Consider the following 21,228-nt stretch of genomic DNA (forward strand, 5'->3'; position numbering starts at 1 on the left):
CGGGAATACGACTGCGCATGTATCGGTACTGTCTCATTACGACATAAATTAAAACCCACACTTAGGATAGACGTTGTTTATATGTTAACTCTCTTTTTTTGAAAATAGATTAGAAAAATTGATTGAGGAAAACGGCTGGGTTTTATATCGGCAGGACCCTTTTTTTTGACTTTCCGAGATGTCGTGGCGCTGTGAATTTCCTCCATATTTCAGTAATTTCTACGCAGTTTTACTGCAAAAATTTTCAACCAGATTCTATCCGCCTGACACCAAACAGACTAACAAGTTATCCACATACTACAAATAATAGCAAGGTTTAGCTACATATATGAGTAATTTTGTAGTATGGAAAAAAACATTTTGCATCTCGATTTGGATACCTTCTTCGTGTCGTGTGAACGCTTAATTGATAGCCGACTGGTGAATCGGCCCTTATTGGTTGGTGGCACAGGAGATAGAGGTGTTGTAGCAGCATGTAGTTATGAAACGCGTTTATTTGGGGTGCATTCTGGAATGTCCATGAAGGTAGCGCGGAATTTATGTCCTGAAGCGGTGGTGATACGTGGGGATGCTTCCATTTATACCAAATATTCACATCTGGTTACTGAGATTATTAAGGAAAAAGTGCCTGTTTTTGAAAAAGCGAGTGTTGATGAATTCTATGCCGATTTGACCGGGATGGATAAATTTCACGGCTGTTATAAATATGCGTCTGAGCTGAGGCAAAACGTGATTAAGAATAGCGGCTTGCCGATTTCATTCGGCTTGTCCGTCAATAAAATTGTTTCCAAGGTGGCCACTGGTGAAGCGAAACCTAATAATCAGCTCAAGATTGATTCGGGTTTTGAAAAATCATTTTTGGCGCCGTTGTCCATCCGAAAAATACCGTCAGTGGGCGAAAAAACCTATCAGATTCTGCGGAATCTAGGGGTTGATAAAGTGGGTGTGGTGCAACAGATGCCCATAGAAATGATGACCAGTGCTTTAGGTGCCAATGGCGCCACCATTTGGAAAAGGGCACACGGGATAGACAACCCGCCATTAATACCGTTTCACGAACGCAAATCCATCTCCACTGAGCGTACCTTTAATAAAGACACTATTGATGTACAGAAGTTGCGAACCACCATTTTTGCAATGGCGGAAAACTTGGCCTTTCAATTACGTAGAGGCGATAAAATAGCGGGGGTGATCAGTGTCAAAATTCGCTACTCTGATTTTAATACCTATAGCAAGCAAGTCAAAATTCCCTATTCGAGCGCAGACCATATCATCATTCCGAAAGTGATGGAACTGTTTGATCAGTTGTACCAACGCCGGCTGTTGGTGCGTTTGGTGGGCGTGAAAATCAACGATATTGTAAGCGGGCATTATCAGATTAATTTGTTTGATGATACTGAAGAAATGCTCAGCCTTTATAATGCTATGGATCATATTAGAGGGCGCTACGGCGAGATGAGTATTATGCGAGCCTCCTCCATGGGTGCGAAAACCATTGGCCGATTCCGAAACCCTTTTAATGGTGAACCCCCAACAGTATTAGCCCATAGAACACAGTAATGTATCTCAATTGTCACTCTTATTATTCCCTACGCTACGGCACGTTTTCTGAAATTGAACTTTTAGAACTTGCCAAAAAAAATGATGTCCAGACTTTAGCACTGACGGATATTAATAATACCTCGGCCTGTTTAAATTTTATCAGAAAAGCCAAGGATTTCAATATCAAACCAGTAATAGGTATTGACTTTAGAACTGGTGCCCAACAACTATATGTTGGGCTTGCCAATAACAATGAGGGATTTAAAGAGCTCAACCAATTTCTATCCCAGCATTCCGAGAACAAAATCGAATTGCCAGGGCGTGCTCCTCATTTTGATCATTGCGTGATCATTTATCCTTTTGAGCGGGTATTGCAATTGGAGAAATCGCATTTTTATGACCACGAGTTTATAGGGGTGTCCATTGAAGAGTTACGTAAACTGAGGTTTTCAAAGCTTAAAAATCTTGAAGATAAATTAGTGGTGCTACAAACGGTAACCATTAGAGACAAAAAGGATTTTAACGCCCACCGCTTATTGAGAGCTATTGACAAAAATACCTTGTTGAGCAAACTTGAGAAATCGGAAGAGTGCAAGCTTACGGATAAGATGTGTTCCTTAAAGGAAATCAATGAAGCCTTTGCTGATTTTCCGCATATCATTGAGAATACCAATCGGATTTTGAGCAGCTGTCATATTGAATTTGGGTTTGGAGAGCAGCGCATCTCACAAAACTTAAAATTATATACGGATTCCGCTGAAAACGATTATCAACTTTTAGAAAAACTGTGTCAGGATAACTTATATAAACGGTATTCCAATCCTGACGAGAAGGTTTTAGCCCGATTAAAAACCGAATTGGATACCATCAAATCTTTAGATTTTGTGGCTTTTTTTCTGATCAATTATGACATCGTGTCCTATGCCAACAGTAAAGGCTATTTCCACGTGGGGCGGGGGAGTGGTGCCAATAGTATTGTCGCGTATATTATCGGAATTACCGATGTTGATCCGATAGAGTTGGATTTGTATTTTGAGCGTTTTATCAATCCGTTTAGAGCGTCCCCGCCCGATTTTGATATTGATTTTTCCTGGAAGGATAGAGATGATGTGACGGCGTATATTTTCAGACGTTTTCCGCATACAGCATTAATGGCCACCTACAATACGTTTAAGTATAGAGCTGTAGTCCGAGAATTGGGAAAAGTGTTTGGCTTGCCCAAAGAAGAGATTGATAAACTGAGTAAGGGGAATTATGTGGTGTCTCAATTGGATGAGATTGCGCAGCTCGTTTTACGCTATGGCAAATTGATTGAAGGCTTTCCCAATCATTTGAGTGTCCACTCCGCTGGTGTTCTTATTTTAGACCAATCTGTGCATTATTACTCGGCCACGGATATGCCGCCAAAAGGCTTCCCAACGGTGCAATTTGATATGATCATCGCAGAAGATGTTGGGGTCTTTAAGTTTGATATTTTAGGACAACGTGGATTGGCAAAAATTAAAGATGCCTTAGACATCATCGCAGAAAATAGACCAGAGGTTCCACCCATTGACATCACCAATGTGGAAGCCTTTAAAAATGATAAGAACATCAATAATCTTTTAAAATCGGGTGGGGCTATTGGTGCTTATTATGTGGAATCGCCAGCCATGCGCGGCTTAATGCAGCAATTGCAGACCCAAGATTATATCGGATTGGTGGCGGCCAGTTCAATTATCAGACCTGGCGTTTCTGGATCAGGCATGAAAGAAGAGTTTATCAAACGGCACCGCTATCCTGAACTCCGGAAAAACGCCCATCCTGTATTGTTGGAAATCATGCCTGAAACCTATGGCGTGATGGTTTACCAAGAAGATGTCTTAAAAGTGGCTAACCAGTTTGCCGATTTATCACTGGGTGAAGCCGATATTTTAAGACGGGGGATGAGTGGTAAATTCCGATCGCGCAAAGAATTTACGGCCGTAGAAGAAAAGTTTATCGCGAATTGTAGAAAAAAAGGCTATCAAGACGACTTGATTTTTGAAGTCTGGAATCAGATCAAAAGTTTTGCGGGCTACGCCTTTGCCAAAGGACACTCCGCTTCTTACGCCGTGGAGAGTTATCAGAGTTTGTATTTAAAATGTTACTATCCTTTAGAGTTTATGACCGCTGTTTTAAATAATGGCGGAGGATTTTATAGCGTCGAACATTATTTGCACGAAGCTCAAAAACAGGGCGCTACCATTTGTGCACCCTGTATTAATAATAGCGATCACCCCAACCGTTTAATCGGGACGTCCATCTATCTCGGTTTTGGGTATCTTAAAAATTTAGAAACCTTTACCGTGCAAAGAATGCTTACAGAACGACAGCTGAATGGCACCTATAGTTCTTTGGATGATTTTATTGATCGCGTCACCATAAGTATTGAACAGCTGACTATTTTAATACGGATTGACGCCTTTCGGTTCACGCAACAATCAAAAACCGAATTGCTGTGGCAGGCCATTTTTAAATTGAACGCTGATGGTGCTAAGAGTCAGCAATCAAAATTGTTTAAAATTCAGCATAAGGAATTCACGTTGCCCAAGCTAAATTCGAATTGGATTGAAAATGCCTATGATGAAATGGAGCTGTTGGGTTTTCCGTTGTGTAATTATTTTAATTTGGTGAATGGTGACATGGCTAATGGCATTTTGGCCAGTCAGATGAAAGATCATATCAACAAAGAAGTATTGATTTATGGTAGTTTGGTCACCACCAGGTTCAACTACACCTCTCAAGGAAAATTAATGCGGCTGAGTACATTTATAGACCATCAAGGCAATTATTTTGATGCGGTCCATTTTACGGATGTGGTCGAGAAATATCCCGTAAACGGATTGGGTGTGTATGCCTGTTATGGCAGAATAACAGATCGGTTTGATTTTTATAGTATGAGTGTGGTATGGAGTCGTAAGGCGGCGATACTTCCGGATCCTAGGAATAATTGATGGGAATGAGATTTTGAAATTGACTTTTGCAATTATGAGAACAGAACTAATGTATCATGTCGCTCACAGATATCCTTAAGTGAAAGTTAATGAGTTTTTATCAGTATTTTAATACAGTACTTTGTTGGCATTTCGTTTTTTTATTTTGGATTGGTCATATTTTCATTCATCCAATCTACAAATTCATCATATAATATTTGTCCTTTTGTTAATGAAGAAGCATTTCCCGTTTCGTAACCTTGGAATTCTAATTCTTTAGCTCTTAAATACTTTTCATAATATATGGTTCCATATCCATCCTTAATCTTGTTAAGAACAGTTGTATCAACTTTTTTAGCTTCCTCAATTGATTTTTTTAAGAACTCTTTATATGAATCTATTTTGTTTTGACTTACTACTTGTGAATCACTCAAGTTCATTATTTGAATTCCTTGATTACTGTATTCTTTGGATTTCTCCATATGCATTACTTGCTCTTTAATTTCCTTTTCAAGAGAATTACTTTTTGTGTCAACAGTATTTTCCATTAAATTGTCAGCGAACAAATATGGTCCGATTAGAAGTCCAATAAAAAACAGAATTTCAATTAATCCTATTTTATCATGGCCGGATTTCATTCCAGACGTTGCAAAATTTGCAAGGTTCATATTCTTAATCTGCTCTTTGTTTTTTAACAATGCTCTGATTCCAAATAACTGTCCAACAGTATAAAAAGCACTAACCCAAAAAAGTCCCAACCACCATTTAGAAATAAAATATGCAACTACACATCCAATTCCGCACATAAACAGAAATGAGAACAAGTTTTTCGGTTGTCCTTTTATCATAATAAACATAAAAATCAGCATTCCAATTCCACCAATGTGATAAAAATTCAGATTGTCGGTAAAAAATCCTAACACGAATAAAATCAGATATCCAATGCCGATAAAATTCTCGATTAAAATCAAATAGTAGTTTTTCATATGTGGTTAGTTCGGGTTTTGGTTGGTTTGGTCAAATGAATGCCAACGTTACGTGTATGAGCAGTGGCGTGGTTCGTCACGGACAATTGTAAACAGGTACTTGCCATTGGAAAATCCGAAGGATTTTCCAAGTAGGTAAGGACAAGCCATTGCTTATACACATTGTGTGTGCCCAGTATGGGCATCTTTATCTTACTGCAAAGTAAGATATTAATTTAGAGGGTGCAAGTCCCTTATGCGCTGGAGTAACGTCTGGAAGCATTAGTAAGTCGCAAGGGTGTTGACCGTGAGGTCATATCTGAAGAAAGCGAGACTACAAAACTCGGTACTGACCCTTCGACAAGCTCAGGATAAACCAAGCAGGAACCGTATATAGATGCATATTTACTTGGGTAAGCAAGTACATCATTGTAACGCCCAACGATTGTCAAAAAAGTAAGTGTGTAGATACCGCAGGGATTGAGTGAAACCTGCCCGTCCGTTCAGGCGGGGAAGATGCTATTACCTGGGGAGGTCTCTATAACTACGAGTTGGTATAATAGAGAAGTCAGCACCTGCACGACTGCGTCATTCAGGCGGGGAGGTCATAGTACCCAAAAGCAACGAGGTGCAGAAAATTGCATAGGTCTCACATTTGGGGAAGGACTGAACGCAATCTTTATGGAAATTAGATAAGGAACGGAAATATCTGTAGCCTTTTCATAAAGTACGAAATAGTTTCAATTGGTGTAAAGAGCGATTGGGAAGATGGTTTGCGAAGCGCCGTACCTGCCCGCCGGCAGGCGGGTACGAGACCCGCTTGGTTTATCCTGAGCTTGTCAAAGGGTACGGTGGTGTGAGAGGCGTAGTGGCGATTTTTAAGTCGTCACCCGTCTTCTCGATTGCAAGTAGTTGCTTTTTTATTGTACGGATTTTACAAACGACCTTAATCTTTTTTTATAACTGGCACTGCATCAAAAGGGTCTACCATAGCGACAAATAAAACACAAGGTCCATTATTTAGGCATTTTGCTTTATGTGGCTTTCCTGCAGGGCCATAAGCATAAGAGCCTGCTTTTAATACCACGGGTTTTTCATTTTCGTATTCAACCTCCAAATCTCCCGACATTAAAATCATTCGTTCAGGTGAATTATGTGTATGATTCACAACTTCGGTATTAGCTTCTATTTTAAAGAAAAAATCCAAATTGGGTTTAGATATATCGCCGTGAAGTATAGTAAAGGAGCAACCAGGAAAGAAATCTGGAGCAGGTAACCATTTTAAATCTTTATTATCAATGGATGTAGCAAAAGAAGTTTCTGCGTCAGAAAGGTCATTGCTCTGTGCATTCAAGCCGATTGTTAAAAAAACAAAGGCAAGCGAAATCATGTTTTTTTTGTAGTGAATTTTTTTTGTAGTTTTCATCGTCTTGATTTTTAAGATATTAAATTAAGTAAAATATTTAATATTAAATAATTTTAATCTGTTTATTCTGGGGTGCAATTACTTGCAACGTTTAGTGTATGAGCAGTGGCGTAGTACGGTACGGACAATTGCAAACCGATACTTGCCATTGGAAAATCCGCAGGATTTTCCAAGTAGGCGAGAACCAGCCATTAATTCATAGGATACGGTGTGTGTGCCCAGCATGGGCATCCTTTATTTACGGAAAGGTAAATATTTAATCTAGAGGGAGCAAGTCCCTTATGCGCTGGAGTAACGTCTGGAAGCATTAGTAAGTCGCAAGGGTGGTAACCGTGAGGTTATATCTGAAGTAAGCGAAACTACAAAACTCGGTACTGACCCTTCGACAAGCTCAGGATAAACCAAGCAGGAACCGTATATAGAGGCATATTTACTCGGGTAAGCAAGCACATCATTGTCACGCCCAACGATTATCAAAAAGGTAAATATGTAGATACGGCAGGGATTGAGTGAAACCTGCCCGTCCGTTCAGGCGGAGAAGATGTTCTTACCTGGGGAGGTCTCTATAACTACGAGTTGGTATAATAGAGAAGTCAGCACCTGACCGACTGCGTCATTCAGGCGGGGAGGTCATAGTACCTAAAAGCAACGAGGTGCAGAAAATTGCATAGGTCTCACATTTGGAGAAAGACTGAACGCAATCCTTTTGGAAATTAGATAAGGAACGGAAATATCTGTAGCCTTTTCATAAAGTAAAAAATAGTTTCAATCGGTGTAAAGAGCGATTGGGAAGATGGTTTGCGAACCGCCGTACCTGCCCGCCGGCAGGCGGGTACGAGACCCGCTTGGTTTATCCTGAGCTTGTCGAAGGGTGCGGTGGTGTGAGGGGTGCACTCAGTCATTTGATGGGGGAGCCATCCACTCGATTAGGCAACGTTTTTATCCACGTGTTGCTTTATTTTGCTCAGTTCTTTTTCCTTATTTTCTTTTTCTTCTTCGATATCAAAATCATTTTGAAGACCAAGCCAGAATTTGGCAGAATTTCCAAAATATTTGCTTAATCGTAAAGCTGTGTCAGCCGTAATTCTACGGTTTCCTTTAATAATTTCCGAAATTCTGGTTTGAGGTATTTTCAAGTCCTTGGAAAGTCGATAGGCCGTAATTTCCAATGGCTCAAGAAATTCATAATTCAATATTTCTCCAGGATGAACATTTGCTAACTTCTCCATTTTTTTATTTTTTAGTGATAATCAATTATTTCCACTTCACGTGCGTTTCCTTTATTCCAAATGAATATAATCCTCCATTGTTTGTTAATCCGAATACTGTAAAATTCGCTTAATTTTCCGGTCAGTTTTTCAAGTCGGTTTGATGGTGGAATTCGCAAATCGGAAATATCTAGTGAGTTGTTCAACATTCTTAATTTCCGACGTCCTAAATTTTGAATTTTAATCGGCATTTTCTTAACTCGGATTCCGTTCCAAATTTGTTCGGTTTCTTTTGAACCAAAGGATAATATCATATCATTTTACGTTACTAACGTCAAAGGTAAGTATATTTTTTAATGTTTGCAGAATTCTTTTTTCAAATGTTGCCTAACGTTTCGTGTATGAGCAGTGGCGTGGTTCGTCACGGACAATTGCAAACAGGTGCTTTTCATTGGAAAATCCGCAGGATTTTCCAAATAGGCACAGACCTAGCCATAACTTATACACGGTGTGTGTGCCCAGTAGGGGCATCTTTACCTTACTGCAAAGTAAGATATTAATTTAGAGGGTGCAAGTCCCTTATGCGCTGGAGTAACGTCTTGAAGCATTAGTAAGTCGCAAGGGGTGGTAACCGCGAGGTTGCATCTGAAGAAAGCGAAACTACAAAACTCGGTACTGACCCTTCGACAAGCTCAGGATAAACCAAGCAGGAACCGTATGTAACTAAGTATTGCTTCTTGATGAAAATAAACAATCATCTCAGGATCTAGATCATAATATGGCAAGACCCGGACATATCTAGTTGGTAAATTTTTAGCCAAATGATACCGTGCATTTTGCCATAACAACTCTACAAGCACTACGATGTTATTGCCTCGGAGGTATCATAGAAAAAGTAGACCTTACCACGTTTTTTTAGGTCGTCAGCACCATTATAAATTTATAGTTTAAAAAATGGATGGTGTTTAAAATCGTGTTCCAAATCATCATTTTAAAAGTTCATGATGACCAATTCATTAATGGTTTGCATAAGAAAAACGGTTTAGAGTGAACTAAAACCGTTAATTTTGGATACATTTTACATCAAGTAGTAAGAAGGGACACGATCCCTTGATCGCTAGGTTTTGAAAATTCAAAATCGTAAACTATATCAAATTCAAAGCTCAAAAATACAGTTAGTTACATGAATTTTCATATGAAATAACATGAACTGATATCTAAGAACATGGCCATTTGTTTTAGCTAAAATTTAGTACCTTCAATGACTGATATTTATTTTATGGCATCAATTCAAACGGTTTTAAAGAACAAGCCGAATCGGCGAATGTTTTACCCGATCGCTATGACGGTAAACAATCCTATATTTTGAAATTCTTGTTGAACATATTTAAAATCACGCCTGTTCCGCACGTTAAATATAAGATTGTCTGTCCTTTTTTATTTTAAGTGCTTTAATTGCATAATTCCTCGATTTCCGATAATACCAATTCGAGAGAAAGTCATAAACAAAAGACAATTTATTCTAATTAAGACTAGCCTTTTCTTGCTCTTCTTTAGTGCCATCCATTAGTGTTCCCCTTGTGATTATTTTCAATTTGAATGTAAGTATAATTGAAAAGATAAATATCATGTGTCTTAAAAAACACGTGATTTATTTTTATGACTAAATGGTAACTATTTATACCTTCGATTTATTTTTATTTTTAGAATTAAGCATACAATATGCTAAATATCCAAATTGCAAACCTGCAAGTATAACTTTGATTTTTTTGCTTCGCACTAAGATCGAAGCTGTACTTAAAACAATTGTTGGTATCATATATTTTTTAAAATTAAAAAAACTCATAAAGGTTTTTCCGTTAATTAATGCCGTTTAGCCTCTAATTTATTCCTAATTTGTCGGTACACCTTACCAAAATATCCCTATAAGCGTTCCCAGAAATTTTGGTGGACCTGTCCCTTTTGGAGAGTTTATCAAACAGGTGGGACGCCTTGTTTTGGTCATTGATCTCGATACTCATATAGACTTGACTGCCATAGTTGAAAGGCTATCAGGCGATGCGCTGTAAGTCTCAAAATGGGCACCTTTAATTTTAGTTCTACGTGTTGCAGTTTCTCACGTTAAGATGATGAAATATCAATTTTTTGGTCTTCGTAAGTTTGACGATTATAAATTTTCGTCAAAAAGTTCAGCATAAAAATTAAGTGTTTCTTGATTAAGAAAGGCTAAATATGCTTGAATGTTCATAAGTTTAGGTCTTTCTTTTAAACTCTTTTCTATCGTAAAAAGCGTTATCCTTTTCATATTCTTGTGCTTGCTTATCTCGGTTGTAACTGTCCAAAATAATAATCTCGTAGTCTCGGTAAATTGGAGAGCCTTTTTTGACACGTTTAGTTTCTGCAAAAGTTTGATGATTAATTTCATTGATAAAAACCAATTCGCTATCCAGATTTAATTGTGCAAGACCGATGGGAATAATCAAATGGTTATCACCATCCTCATTTAAAATTTCGTGTATACCATCTTTGGCACTTTGCGAGTAAGGTTTGTGATTAGCGTCAATGATGGATTTATCTACTTCGACATCAAGATAGACTACGCGTTCAGTAGCTTTGTTTACAAGTAAATTATCAACTTTACCAATAATTCGTCCGTCATTATCTTTCACGTTCCATCCGCGAACATCTTTATCCTCATTAGCAACTTCATAATTGGAAAGGTCATCTAAATAATATAAATTTTTGTTTTTTTCTGTGTTCATAATGTTATCTATTTTTCATTTTGGTTAACAATTCACCTGCCTGCTCAAAGAAATTTTTGACAGCATCCTTCTGTTCTAAAGTTTTCGTGGAGGGCTTGATTGCAATTAATGCGTTTTCCAAGTCATTTGAATTTTCGTTCAAATCAGGAAATTTTTGCGACTGAATAGTTTTCAATGCTTTAACTATAAGTGTTCCGGCATTCTGAATTTTATCAGCGTGGTCAACTTCATAAGGGTCTTCCGTAATGGATGCCGTATTTTCTTTTGCAGTAGTTAAATCTACATTTACATCCACATCCAAGGTTTTTGCCAAGGCTTGAGTTGCATCAATAAGTTTATTTAATGCATTATTGGTGTAAACATGGTCTATTCCCATTTTTGCATCATCATTGATATAAGATATATAGGATGCCATCTCTGATTCTGCTGCAGCGGATAGTGTCACTGAATCGTCACCAGTATCGACCTCATGAGATGTTGTCATTTCGATTGCGGCATCATCTATCGTATCATCATCATCATTCCGAAGAAAGAGAAAATAAAGTAGTGCCAGGATAGCCACAATCAGTAAAATCCAAGGCCAAATCGGTTGTTTTTTCTTAATTTTAATTTCTGCCATAATCTTAAATTTTGTTGATTTTATTTTGAATAATAAAAATTATGGATTTCGATAAGAAAAATAGTGCCGTAATCAGATATAAATTGATGCTATTAAAAAAGAAATTAAATGTTTAAGTTCAGTAAAAAATAGCGATGATGGTTTTACTGACTATCTTTTGTTGTCCTCTATCTATCATGATACCACATATCTATTGGTGTCAAATTTCTCATTAAATACTTCAAAACCTTTCCCTTTTTCCCATTTGGCCTCCGTTTCATAAGTGTTAGGATTAAAGGTTTTAATGATGTCCGGATAAACATCATTTTCATTTGGTAATGCTTCATTAACGCTTTTAAAAGTGTAATTTTTTATCAAGTTTATTAAATTTGTGAATACTAGAATATATGGGGCGAAACACTATCAGTAAAAATAGTTTGGAAACTTTAGGGCACTATTTGGATGTTTTTAAACAAATGAATTGTGTCGTCATACTCTAATTTTAACGAAACTATTATTTCACAAAAGCTGAATGATTATGGTAGAAATCAAAAAAAACAAATGACATGGGGTAGTTTTCCGTAGCTACACAGCCCTATTATGAATTTGAAGATAAAGATTTCAGAAATCGAACACAGTAACTAAAATAAGATATGTGTTTTTTGAGATATATAATTATTTTAAGTGGGCTCTTGTATCGTTGATAAAGTCCTCTTTTTATGATTTTTTCGATTCCGATTATTTAAGTTTAAAACTTCAGAGCTTAAAAAAAAACTAAAATTTATACTTTTTTACCAAAACAAAAAAACCGTCTCGAATTTCGAAACGGTTTTTTATGAATAAAATTTTAGTTTAATTAAAATGCTTCTCTACAAATGCAACAAAATTGTCATCGCTCATTGCATTTGAAGTACATTCACTTGTTTTAGCATTTTTATATTGTGGTGTATCTGCTAGAAATTTCATGAATTGTTCTTGTATTTGTCCAGTTCCAGTAATATGGATTTCGTCAACATTGGGCATTGTGCTGGCTATGTCCTTGAAAAATTTATGCGTTAAAGTGATTTCTTGGTTGTTGGCTGCGTTTTCGTTAGAGTTATTATCGGGACCTGGGTTTTTAGCGTGTCCAATGACTATGAATTCGCCATGATCAACTTGTTTTTTTCCAACTATTGTCGCGTTGTGCGAATCCATCCAAATACCAAATTGCTTTTTATTATTTTGTGACATTTTTTTATTTTTATTTTTATTAAAGATATGGATTTGGACAAAATCATATCGGATTTTGTGTTAATATTATGAGTATTGGTGTTTTTTGTCATAGTGTTGCTAACATGTGATGGTGGAGTAGACAAGAGGAGTTTCACTCCAAGCCTCTACAGAACCGTACAGGAAAGTCTCATCTCACATGGCTCTTCTAACTTTATTCACAAATATAATCTCATCCTTTTGCAAGTAGGCAAATCGTAAATAAAATTAGCTCATCCCTTTGCTCCAGTGCCAATTTAAATTCTTCAATAGTACTATAAATGGGTCCGCCTCTAAATGCAACATTAGTTTACTATCTCTAGGTGGTGCCTATGGGGTATTTCCTTTTGCAATTATAAACAGGTTTCCAAGTTCCGTAACTCAACTCGAATAAAGTTCTTGCCACCTGAATGACGCCAGCCTTACATAAAAAAAATAAGCTCTCTCTTAAATTAATGCTATGACTAAAATTACGTTTCACTTCGGATCCTACTTCGCAGCTTTTGACTGGGAAGAGCAGCTTCTCGACACCTCATCTGTGATTCACTGTCGTTCAAGTCCTATATCCCTAACTTCCAACCTGATAAATTGGATTCTACTAAACGTACAGCACCATTGCTATTTATAACGGCACTTTTAGGCGGTTTACAGCCATCGCCTATACTACGACCCTGATGGGCCTAACCTCATCTCAATTAGAGCATGCAACCAGTATAATGCCTTGACTATTTACTGGTGCATTAAGACCAGTTGCGTGGGACTAATACCTAAAACAATTAAAATTGACCGAGCTTGTGGTAATTCCGCAGGAATCTCCAAGTAGGGGAGAACTAAAAATTATTTTTACATATTGTGCCAGTTGCACAATTCTGTTGAAAAAAGTTAATAAAATAATGAAATATCGGGCAAATAAAATCTTAATTTGTTTAAATAGAAGGCATAAAGACATATCAAGAAAACTTATTCTCTCAGTCTCTGCTGGGTGAACGAGTTCCTGAGCATAACTTGTACCAACGGCTCAAAAGTCTACCAGATTTGGACTGCCTACACAACCTGATCGAACAGTTTACGGTGCTTCCGGTCAAAAAAAAAAGCAATAATGCTTTCTATTATTTAGAGGGCACCATTACTTTATAAATGGCTTCAGATTTGTTTCTGTAAAACCACTACAATTAAGTTTCTAAAACCGAATTGACTACCACTAGCGACCGCCTTTTTCCGAAAAGCATTCAATAAAGAAAACTGAGAGTTATTTTCAATTTGACTACGTACAAGAACTTCTGCGTAAATACAGCTTCTTAACTTTCTCACAATAAAAGTATAATGAGATTCTTGATTATAAAAATGAGTGAAAGTATGAGCGCTGGAATAAGGTGCTGCACAAAGTTTGATCGTAAAGACAACATATGGAATTGGGTCGATGTCAAATTTATATTGAATATCGATGATCTCGGTCTAATTAAATTCACCTCCATTGATTACCAGAACGGCGTAGGTCAATCTTTATAAAGTTAGCAATTTAAAGTTCTGAGATTGTCATGTGATTTTGAATCTACTACTGCAAATTTTGTTTTGACCTCGTCAAAATAGCCCTTATATTCATTTACGGATTAGATTATAAACGCATTTGGTTCCTAGAAGCCATCAATTGCTGTATCCAAAGTATTTGCGCAAAACCCATATACAACGTTAAGGACTCACGATTTTTCTGTAAAGTGATATTTGGATACCTGATTTAGGAAGTTTAGAGTATGACGACTACCATGTCCATCAGTGTCTTAAAAAAGTTTTTAATGGCACAGGCAAACACAATCTGATTATACTTTAGAGGTGCACTGCAATATCGCAAATCAGATTAGAAAATCTTCTTAAACAATAAAAATGCGATAATAGCACCTACGATAAATATAAAAAATATCACTTTTGCAATGCCTGCAAAGGCTTCAGACACACCTCCAAAACCAAAAATCGCTGCAATAATTGCAATTATAACACAGCCGATGAACAATTTAAACATAACAGATAAATTTTATGATTAGACTACAAATTACGGATTAAATAGGAATGTAAAAACTTTTTTATTAAAAAAGTCATTTTTATCAGGCGATGGATGAAATTAATAGATACTAATTTAAATGCGACGAAATTATAACGAATGGAATATGTTTAAAAAATTGTTGTCCGATTCAAATAGCATCCACCTTCTAACATGATAGGCTGATAAAGGATTTTCCATGTCCGTTTTGTTAATGTCCTCAATTTCTATGAGAATGTGAACAAAGATTATATTTCCTGATAATTAAAAATCTTAATGTTTATATTTTCAGGGCTTAACGGTTGAAATCTCATTTCTTGGTTCTAACAGTAAAGCGGTCTTGATTTTTTACCCGACTTATTTTAAAATGGAAAAATGTTATATTTAGATAATCTGGGATTTTTGAATTGTGGAATAGTGCAGAATAGCTGAGTTGGCAGAAACCTCAGGTCTAGCACACTTAAACATACGTTCAATTTCCGGTTATCACTCAGATTATCACAGGCCATATTTCTGAAATAAATATCCATTAGGAGTGTCAGCTAAGAATACCTTATTAATTAGTAATTATATCGGATTTGGTTGATATATGCCCTTCATTTGCTATGGTGAGGTACCTCATTTAGAGTTGTTAGATACTATTTATTACCTTAACTTGGCTAGCTAAACTACAGATTCATAATTTTAATTCTCTCCATAAATGGAAATAACATTTTCCAATGTTGACTTTGCGTATGATAAGGCCGCGAAACCTTTACTTAAAAAATTTTCATTAAAGGTAAAAGATGGTGACCTCATTGGGATTAAAGGGCCTTCTGGGGCAGGAAAAACTACTTTGTTCCGATTACTATTGGGTTTTGAAATTCCGGATAGTGGAACGATTTTATTTAACGATAAACCGTTGGAACCCTTTCAATTACAGCTTTTGCGAAAAGAAACGACTTGGGTTCCACAGGATCTTGATTTGGGAGAAGGCAAATTAAGCGAGGTATTTTACTTTCCATTTACATTTGCTGCCAATAGATCTAAAAGTCCAGATGAGATGAAAGTATTATCTACATTCGAGGCCCTTGGATTGCCTAAAAGTGTTTGGCAAGAAGAGTTCACTAATCTTTCTACGGGACAACGCCAACGCGTTGGTCTTGCCATTGCTTATTTAATGGACAAAAATATCATGCTTTTAGATGAACCTACTTCCGCATTAGATGAAGCCTCAAAAGAAAAGATTAGAAACCTTCTTTTTGATGGTAAACGCATCATCCTATCAACTTCTCATGACCCTTGGTGGTTAGACCGCTGTTCAAAAATAATCGAGCTAAAATAGTTGTAACTTATGGATATCATGAATTTTACTTGGGGGCAACTGTCCATAGCATTTGTAATCTTGATTATTCCAGCACTTATATTATGGAAGTTCAAAACTGGATTGCTCACAAAGATGGGTATTGCAGTGGTGAGGATGACCATCCAATTGCTATTCGTAGGCTATTATCTTGAGTATCTCTTCAGATATGATAATACGTGGCTCAACTTAGGCTGGATATTGGTTATGGTCATCGTTGCAGATTTTGCAACCATAGACCGTAGTGAACTGAAACGCAATAGGTATCTAATTTTCAGTATTTTTATAGCAACCTTTTTAGGTGTTTTGGTGATCGATGTGTTCTTTTTAAAATTTGTGATTCAACTACCAAATATAATGACCGCTCAATATGCCATTCCAATTACAGGAATGGTGTTGGGTAATTGTTTACAGAGTAATGTAATCGGCATTAATACATTTTATTATAGTATAGACCAGCATCAGGAACGCTATCGATTTTTTATTGCGAATGGTTCAACACAAGAAGAAGCCTTGTTCCCATTTTTTCGCAACGCATTAAAAAAATCTGCAAATCCCACTTTGGCTTCCATGGCTACAATTGGGCTGGTGTCTTTACCGGGCATGATGACTGGGCAGATATTAAGTGGAAGTTCTCCTTTTATCGCAATAAAATATCAGATCATGATTATGTTAGCCATTTTTTCGGGCACAGTATTATCAGTCTATTTAGGCATTGTAATTTCAAGCAAGTTTGTCTTCAATGAACGAAACAATTTTGACAAAACCATAGTAAAGAAGGATTGATTTGAAATCTTTGTTTTTGTATACTGTTGCTTATGAGATTTATTTCGACTGCATACATCTTGATAAAAAAAAGGAGTTAAAGGTCTTGGACCAAACTCCAAAACTCCAAAATTTCCGATTTCCATTCCACTTGCCCGCTCATTCTCAAAAAAAGTCGGGAAGCGGCCAAACGATATTTATAGCTACGAATTTGAAGTCACGTTCGCTTAACACAGGCTAGAAAATATCAATCCCCTATCGTATCTCAGGAGGCACATTCCATTTCAATTCATGAGGAAAATTATAACCAAGCAATGGATAAAACTTACTTTGGTTGTGAAATATTCAACCAATGGAAACCTACATGCGTCAATAAGATCACTGGCCGCTCTTTACCTAGATTAGTGAAGCCTTTATCATATTATTCAGGGATACGCGGAATTTACAGGGAAGACATGATTTTGATACTCGGTTTACGAAGGGAAAAGAAATTTTAAAAATAAGGGCAGATGTTTTCTTAAAATTGAAGCAAGGAGAGTTTGTGACCTATGCGGATGTTAAGGACAAGAAGATTCAATTTAAGTTACAACGGATCGAAAGGAGACGACTTATAGACGCAAAAAAATATACCAATGCCGATGTGTCGGCTAATTTTGAACGAATTTTTAAAGTAGTAAAATCCATTTTTGCATTATTTTATAGTTTCAATAAATTGAATATATTTATAATTGCTATTGACGACATAATTCTAGTTAATTCTTGCAAAAACTTAAAACACAGAATATAAAACTCAAAAATATCTTCTCATGAACCAAAAAAAAGAATCTGAAACAAATTCGGAAATCGATCGTGTCTTCAAAAAAAAGGTATTTTTTATTACTAAAGTTGTTGCTTTTACCATTATTTTATTATTGCTTTTAGAAGCAACATTTCGCATTTTTTTGTTGGTACTCGCAGGTACGCTCATAGCTGTGTTTTTTAGGGGTTTGAGTGGGTTTATTCAGCGAAAAACAAATTGGAAAGAGGGCATTTGCGTGGCTATCTCCGTTATTGGTACCTTAATAGTAATGGCTGGGATATTTTGGCTGATTGGAGCAAAGGTCAGTGCACAAATGGCTGAGCTAACAGAGACTTTGCCTAGAACAATTGAGAATGTAAAGGAGAGATTAAATAAAACTACAATAGGTGAAAACGCTATTGATAAATTAACATCAAAAAGTTCCATGGATAAAGTCCAAATATTTGCTGGAAAGTTTTTTCAATCAACTTTCGGGGTATTCGGCGATATTTACGTGGTATTGTTTATTGGTTTATTTTTTACCGTTTCCCCTCAAATATATACGAAAGGCATGATTCAGCTCATACCAGAAAAAGGACAACAAAAAGCAAATCACGTCATAAGGAAGTTAGGTGAACAACTGCGTAACTGGTTAAAAGGAAAGTTATTTTCTATGTTTGTTGTGTTTATTATGACCGCAATAGGTCTTGCCATTTTAGGAATGCCGCTCTGGCTTGTATTGGCACTGTTAGCAGGTTTAGTTAGTTTTATTCCGAATTTCGGGCCTATCATTGCACTGATACCTGCCGTGTTGGTAGCACTCCTGCAAAGTCCTACGATGGCTGCTTTAGTGGTTGGACTTTATATTCTAATTCAAGTGATCGAAAGCAACTTCATAACAACATTTATTCAAAAAAAATTAATTAACATGCCTCCAGCTCTTATTATAATTGCCCAATTATTAATGGGGGTTTTGACAGGAGGGTGGGGATTGGTTTTAGCCACGCCGATAATGGTAATTCTGATTGTTTTGGTACAAGAATTATATCTTAAAGAAAGAAGTTCTTAAATAGAATTGCCTATCAATGTATTTTATGATTTTATAAATGCGCTTACTAAAACTAAAAATATTCTATAGGATATTAGAGTGGGTAGAGGTTTTTATAATAACTTTCATGCAAATAATATATTTATAGCTGGTCCTGGACCAAATTTACAATACAAGTTAATTTGAATTAAAAAATTTGGAACGCCTTGGATACATTGGTTCGTACTTACCTATGTTGGACCTCTAATTAAAAAAGGCAGTTACAAATCTTTGTAACTGCCTTGTAATCAAGTAGCGAGAAGGGGGCACGATCCCCTGACCTCCGGGTTATGAATCCGACGCTCTAACCAACTGAGCTACCTCGCCATAAAATAAACTGTCAGGGATGTCAGAACTGAATCCGACGCTCCCCGCCCGAACGTGCCTTCCGCCAGAGCGTTTTGTCGGGCTGGTTTCGGTGCAAGCAGGTAACCCACTAAGCCTGCCCGAATAAATTCGTTCAGGCGGGCTACCTCGCCATTATTTGAGGCTGCAAAGATAAAAACAAAATTAATGTGCGCAAACATTACGACCATTAAAAACCAGATTTAATTATTTTCTATCAATTTGTTTTTATACTAAACAATTAATTATATATTGAGCAGGTTAACAAAAATATCTATGGAAGAAAAAATTAAATTTGAATTGGAATTTCCGATCCATTCATCTCCCCAGCTTTTATACCAATATATCTCGACACCGTCAGGCTTATCAGAGTGGTTTGCGGACAATGTAAACTCTCGTGGCGAGCTGTTTACCTTTATTTGGAATGACAGTGAAGAAAAGGCCAAATTACTTAGTAAAAAAAGTGGCGAACGCGTTAAGTTCAGATGGCTTAATGATGACGAAGATGGGCAATCCTATTACTTTGAAATCAGAATTCAGGTAGATGAGATTACCAAAGATGTGTCTATTATTGTAACGGATTTTATTGATAAGGACGAAGTGGAAGAAGCGAAAATGCTTTGGGAAAATCAAATTTCAGATTTGAAACAGGTTTTAGGATCTGCCTAGGAAGACTCTTTTTTAAATGGTATATTTGTCTCGATTTTTCTAAAACTTCGAGACTTTTTTTATGGTTAATTTTAACGGTACCCTTCACGACACATCATCCAATTTATTGTCATTAGAAAACAGAGGCTACGCTTATGGCGATGCCCTTTTTGAAACCCTAAAAGTGGTGCATGCCAAGATTTTATTTTGGGAGGATCATTATTTCCGCTTGATGGCTTCTATGCGCATCATGCGTATGGAAATCCCGATGAACTTTACCATGGAGTTTTTGGAATCTGAGATTTTAAAGACTGTGGAAGCCAATCAATGGACCAAAGCCACGGCCAGGGTGCGCATTAATGTGCACCGTTTGGAAGGCGGCAAGTACGGGCCAACCTCTAACGATATTGCCTATAACATGGTGGCGGAGCGTTTAGAGTCCGATTTTTACCGCTTAAATGAGGCGTCTTACACGGTGGAACTGTATAAGGATTTTTATGTGGGGCCTGGGCTGTTATCCACCTTAAAATCCAATGCGAGAAGCATTAATGTCTTAGGGAGTATTTTTACGAAAGAAAATGCGTTCGATAATTGTCTGCTGTTAAACACTGACAAAACCGTGGTGGAAGCATTAAACGGTAACTTGTTTTTGGTGAAGGACCAAGTGATAAAAACACCCCCGTTATCTGAAGGTTGTCTTAAAGGAATTATGCGCAAGCAACTGATGGAACTTATAGAAAAATTGGAAGGTTATACCTTGGAGGAAGCGCCAATTTCGCCCTTCGAATTGCAAAAGGCTGACGAATTGTTTATTACCAACGTGATAACCGGCATTCAACCCATAACGAATTACAGGAAAAAAGCCTTCTCAAATAAAGTTGCGACTTTATTATTAGAAAAATTGAATACGAAGATAAGATTGGGTTAGTTGTAACTCGGATTTTCGGGGGCGTTCGACCAGATGCTGTACTCACCGCCTAATTCTAACATTTTCTCTTTCCAGAAACTGCTGTCTTTTTTCTCAATGATGGACTTTTTATACACATTTTCAGTAACAATCCAAGAGTTGGTTTCGAGTTCTTCCTCAAGTTGAAACGGTTCCCATCCGGAATAGCCCAGGAAGAATCGAATGTCTGAAGATTTAATGATACCTTGGTTGATGAGGCTTAAGACCATGTCAAAATCACCTCCCCAATAAATTCCCAAAGAAATTTCGATACTTTCGGGTATCAAATCAGGAACCTTATGAATAAAGTACAGGTTGTCTTGCTCCACTGGGCCGCCGTTGTACACTTTAAACGTTACTAGCGTATCAGGAACCAAGTCTCTCAAGGTGTATTCCAGAGGTTTATTCAAGATAAATCCGATGGAACCTTCAGTGGTATGGTCTGCTAATAAAACAACGGAACGGTTAAAGGAAGTATCGCCGATAATGGAAGGTTCGGCTATTAATAGGTGGCCTTTTTTAGGTTTAATCGTAATCATAAATCATGATTTGAAAATAAATCTAAAACATATTTAGCAA

Annotated in this window: 17 protein-coding genes and 1 tRNA gene; 7 read left to right on the forward strand and 11 right to left on the reverse strand. The window is 36.9% G+C overall.

What is annotated here, in order from left to right:
* Nucleotides 1–345: 345 nt before the first annotated feature.
* Nucleotides 346–1,560 carry a DNA polymerase Y family protein gene (locus ES711_RS02340; RefSeq protein ID WP_146889374.1) on the forward strand — a complete coding sequence of 405 codons (1,215 nt, stop codon included), beginning with the start codon at nucleotides 346–348 and terminating at the stop codon, nucleotides 1,558–1,560.
* Nucleotides 1,560–4,517, forward strand: a complete 2,958-nt coding sequence (locus tag ES711_RS02345) for a DNA polymerase III subunit alpha (RefSeq protein ID WP_146889376.1) — start codon at nucleotides 1,560–1,562, stop codon at nucleotides 4,515–4,517. Before ES711_RS02340 ends, ES711_RS02345 begins: the two co-directional genes overlap by 1 nt.
* Before the next feature lie 140 nt (nucleotides 4,518–4,657).
* Here ES711_RS02345 and ES711_RS02350 read toward each other — a convergent pair whose 3' ends face one another.
* The 9 genes from ES711_RS02350 to ES711_RS02395 form a co-directional block, all read right to left on the reverse strand.
* Nucleotides 4,658–5,482, reverse strand: coding sequence for a hypothetical protein (locus ES711_RS02350; protein ID WP_146889379.1), 825 nt, complete (start codon nucleotides 5,480–5,482; stop codon nucleotides 4,658–4,660).
* Between the two features lie 925 nt (nucleotides 5,483–6,407).
* Nucleotides 6,408–6,887, reverse strand: coding sequence for a cupin domain-containing protein (locus tag ES711_RS02360; RefSeq protein ID WP_146889384.1), 480 nt, complete (start codon nucleotides 6,885–6,887; stop codon nucleotides 6,408–6,410).
* Nucleotides 6,888–7,813: 926 nt separating this feature from the next.
* Nucleotides 7,814–8,116 carry a HigA family addiction module antitoxin gene (locus ES711_RS02365; RefSeq protein WP_146889387.1) on the reverse strand — a complete coding sequence of 101 codons (303 nt, stop codon included), beginning with the start codon at nucleotides 8,114–8,116 and terminating at the stop codon, nucleotides 7,814–7,816.
* A gap of 11 nt (nucleotides 8,117–8,127) precedes the next feature.
* A complete protein-coding gene (locus ES711_RS02370; RefSeq protein ID WP_146889389.1) occupies nucleotides 8,128–8,409 on the reverse strand; it encodes a type II toxin-antitoxin system RelE/ParE family toxin in 282 nt (93 codons plus the stop codon).
* A gap of 1,938 nt (nucleotides 8,410–10,347) precedes the next feature.
* Nucleotides 10,348–10,857, reverse strand: a complete 510-nt coding sequence (locus ES711_RS02375; protein ID WP_146889391.1) for a PRC-barrel domain-containing protein — start codon at nucleotides 10,855–10,857, stop codon at nucleotides 10,348–10,350.
* 4 nt (nucleotides 10,858–10,861) lie between these two features.
* On the reverse strand, nucleotides 10,862–11,476 hold the full coding sequence (locus ES711_RS02380; protein ID WP_146889394.1) for a hypothetical protein: 615 nt from the start codon (nucleotides 11,474–11,476) through the stop codon (nucleotides 10,862–10,864).
* A 174-nt stretch (nucleotides 11,477–11,650) separates the two neighbouring features.
* The gene (locus ES711_RS02385; RefSeq protein WP_146889396.1) at nucleotides 11,651–11,833 is read right to left on the reverse strand and encodes a hypothetical protein; all 183 of its coding nucleotides are present in this window, start codon (nucleotides 11,831–11,833) and stop codon (nucleotides 11,651–11,653) included.
* A 474-nt stretch (nucleotides 11,834–12,307) separates the two neighbouring features.
* A complete protein-coding gene (locus tag ES711_RS02390) occupies nucleotides 12,308–12,685 on the reverse strand; it encodes a hypothetical protein (RefSeq protein WP_146889399.1) in 378 nt (125 codons plus the stop codon).
* 1,873 nt (nucleotides 12,686–14,558) lie between these two features.
* A complete protein-coding gene (locus tag ES711_RS02395) occupies nucleotides 14,559–14,720 on the reverse strand; it encodes a DUF1328 family protein (protein ID WP_146889402.1) in 162 nt (53 codons plus the stop codon).
* Nucleotides 14,721–15,438: 718 nt separating this feature from the next.
* Here ES711_RS02395 and ES711_RS02400 point away from each other — a divergent pair.
* From ES711_RS02400 to ES711_RS02410, 3 genes are all read left to right on the forward strand, one after another.
* On the forward strand, nucleotides 15,439–16,062 hold the full coding sequence (locus tag ES711_RS02400; protein WP_146889405.1) for an ABC transporter ATP-binding protein: 624 nt from the start codon (nucleotides 15,439–15,441) through the stop codon (nucleotides 16,060–16,062).
* Between the two features lie 9 nt (nucleotides 16,063–16,071).
* Nucleotides 16,072–16,866, forward strand: a complete 795-nt coding sequence (locus tag ES711_RS02405; RefSeq protein ID WP_146889408.1) for an ABC transporter permease — start codon at nucleotides 16,072–16,074, stop codon at nucleotides 16,864–16,866.
* 785 nt (nucleotides 16,867–17,651) lie between these two features.
* A complete protein-coding gene (locus ES711_RS02410) occupies nucleotides 17,652–18,692 on the forward strand; it encodes an AI-2E family transporter (RefSeq protein WP_146889411.1) in 1,041 nt (346 codons plus the stop codon).
* 271 nt (nucleotides 18,693–18,963) lie between these two features.
* On the opposite strand, the gene ES711_RS02415 is transcribed toward ES711_RS02410, so the two are convergent.
* Nucleotides 18,964–19,037: transfer RNA gene (locus ES711_RS02415), tRNA-Met, on the reverse strand.
* A 294-nt stretch (nucleotides 19,038–19,331) separates the two neighbouring features.
* Between ES711_RS02415 and ES711_RS02420 the strand changes: the two genes are divergently transcribed.
* Together ES711_RS02420 and ES711_RS02425 are read left to right on the forward strand one after the other, a co-directional pair.
* Nucleotides 19,332–19,724, forward strand: a complete 393-nt coding sequence (locus ES711_RS02420; protein ID WP_146889413.1) for an START-like domain-containing protein — start codon at nucleotides 19,332–19,334, stop codon at nucleotides 19,722–19,724.
* A gap of 61 nt (nucleotides 19,725–19,785) precedes the next feature.
* Nucleotides 19,786–20,631, forward strand: coding sequence for an aminotransferase class IV (locus ES711_RS02425; protein WP_146889416.1), 846 nt, complete (start codon nucleotides 19,786–19,788; stop codon nucleotides 20,629–20,631).
* Here the strand turns inward: ES711_RS02425 and ES711_RS02430 are convergent.
* Nucleotides 20,628–21,188: a YqgE/AlgH family protein gene (locus ES711_RS02430; RefSeq protein WP_146889418.1), complete on the reverse strand. Its 561-nt coding sequence runs from the start codon at nucleotides 21,186–21,188 to the stop codon at nucleotides 20,628–20,630. The genes ES711_RS02425 and ES711_RS02430 overlap by 4 nt on opposite strands.
* Nucleotides 21,189–21,228 lie beyond the last annotated feature (40 nt).

The organism is Gelidibacter salicanalis, from assembly GCF_007997285.1.
Taxonomy (GTDB): domain Bacteria; phylum Bacteroidota; class Bacteroidia; order Flavobacteriales; family Flavobacteriaceae; genus Gelidibacter; species Gelidibacter salicanalis.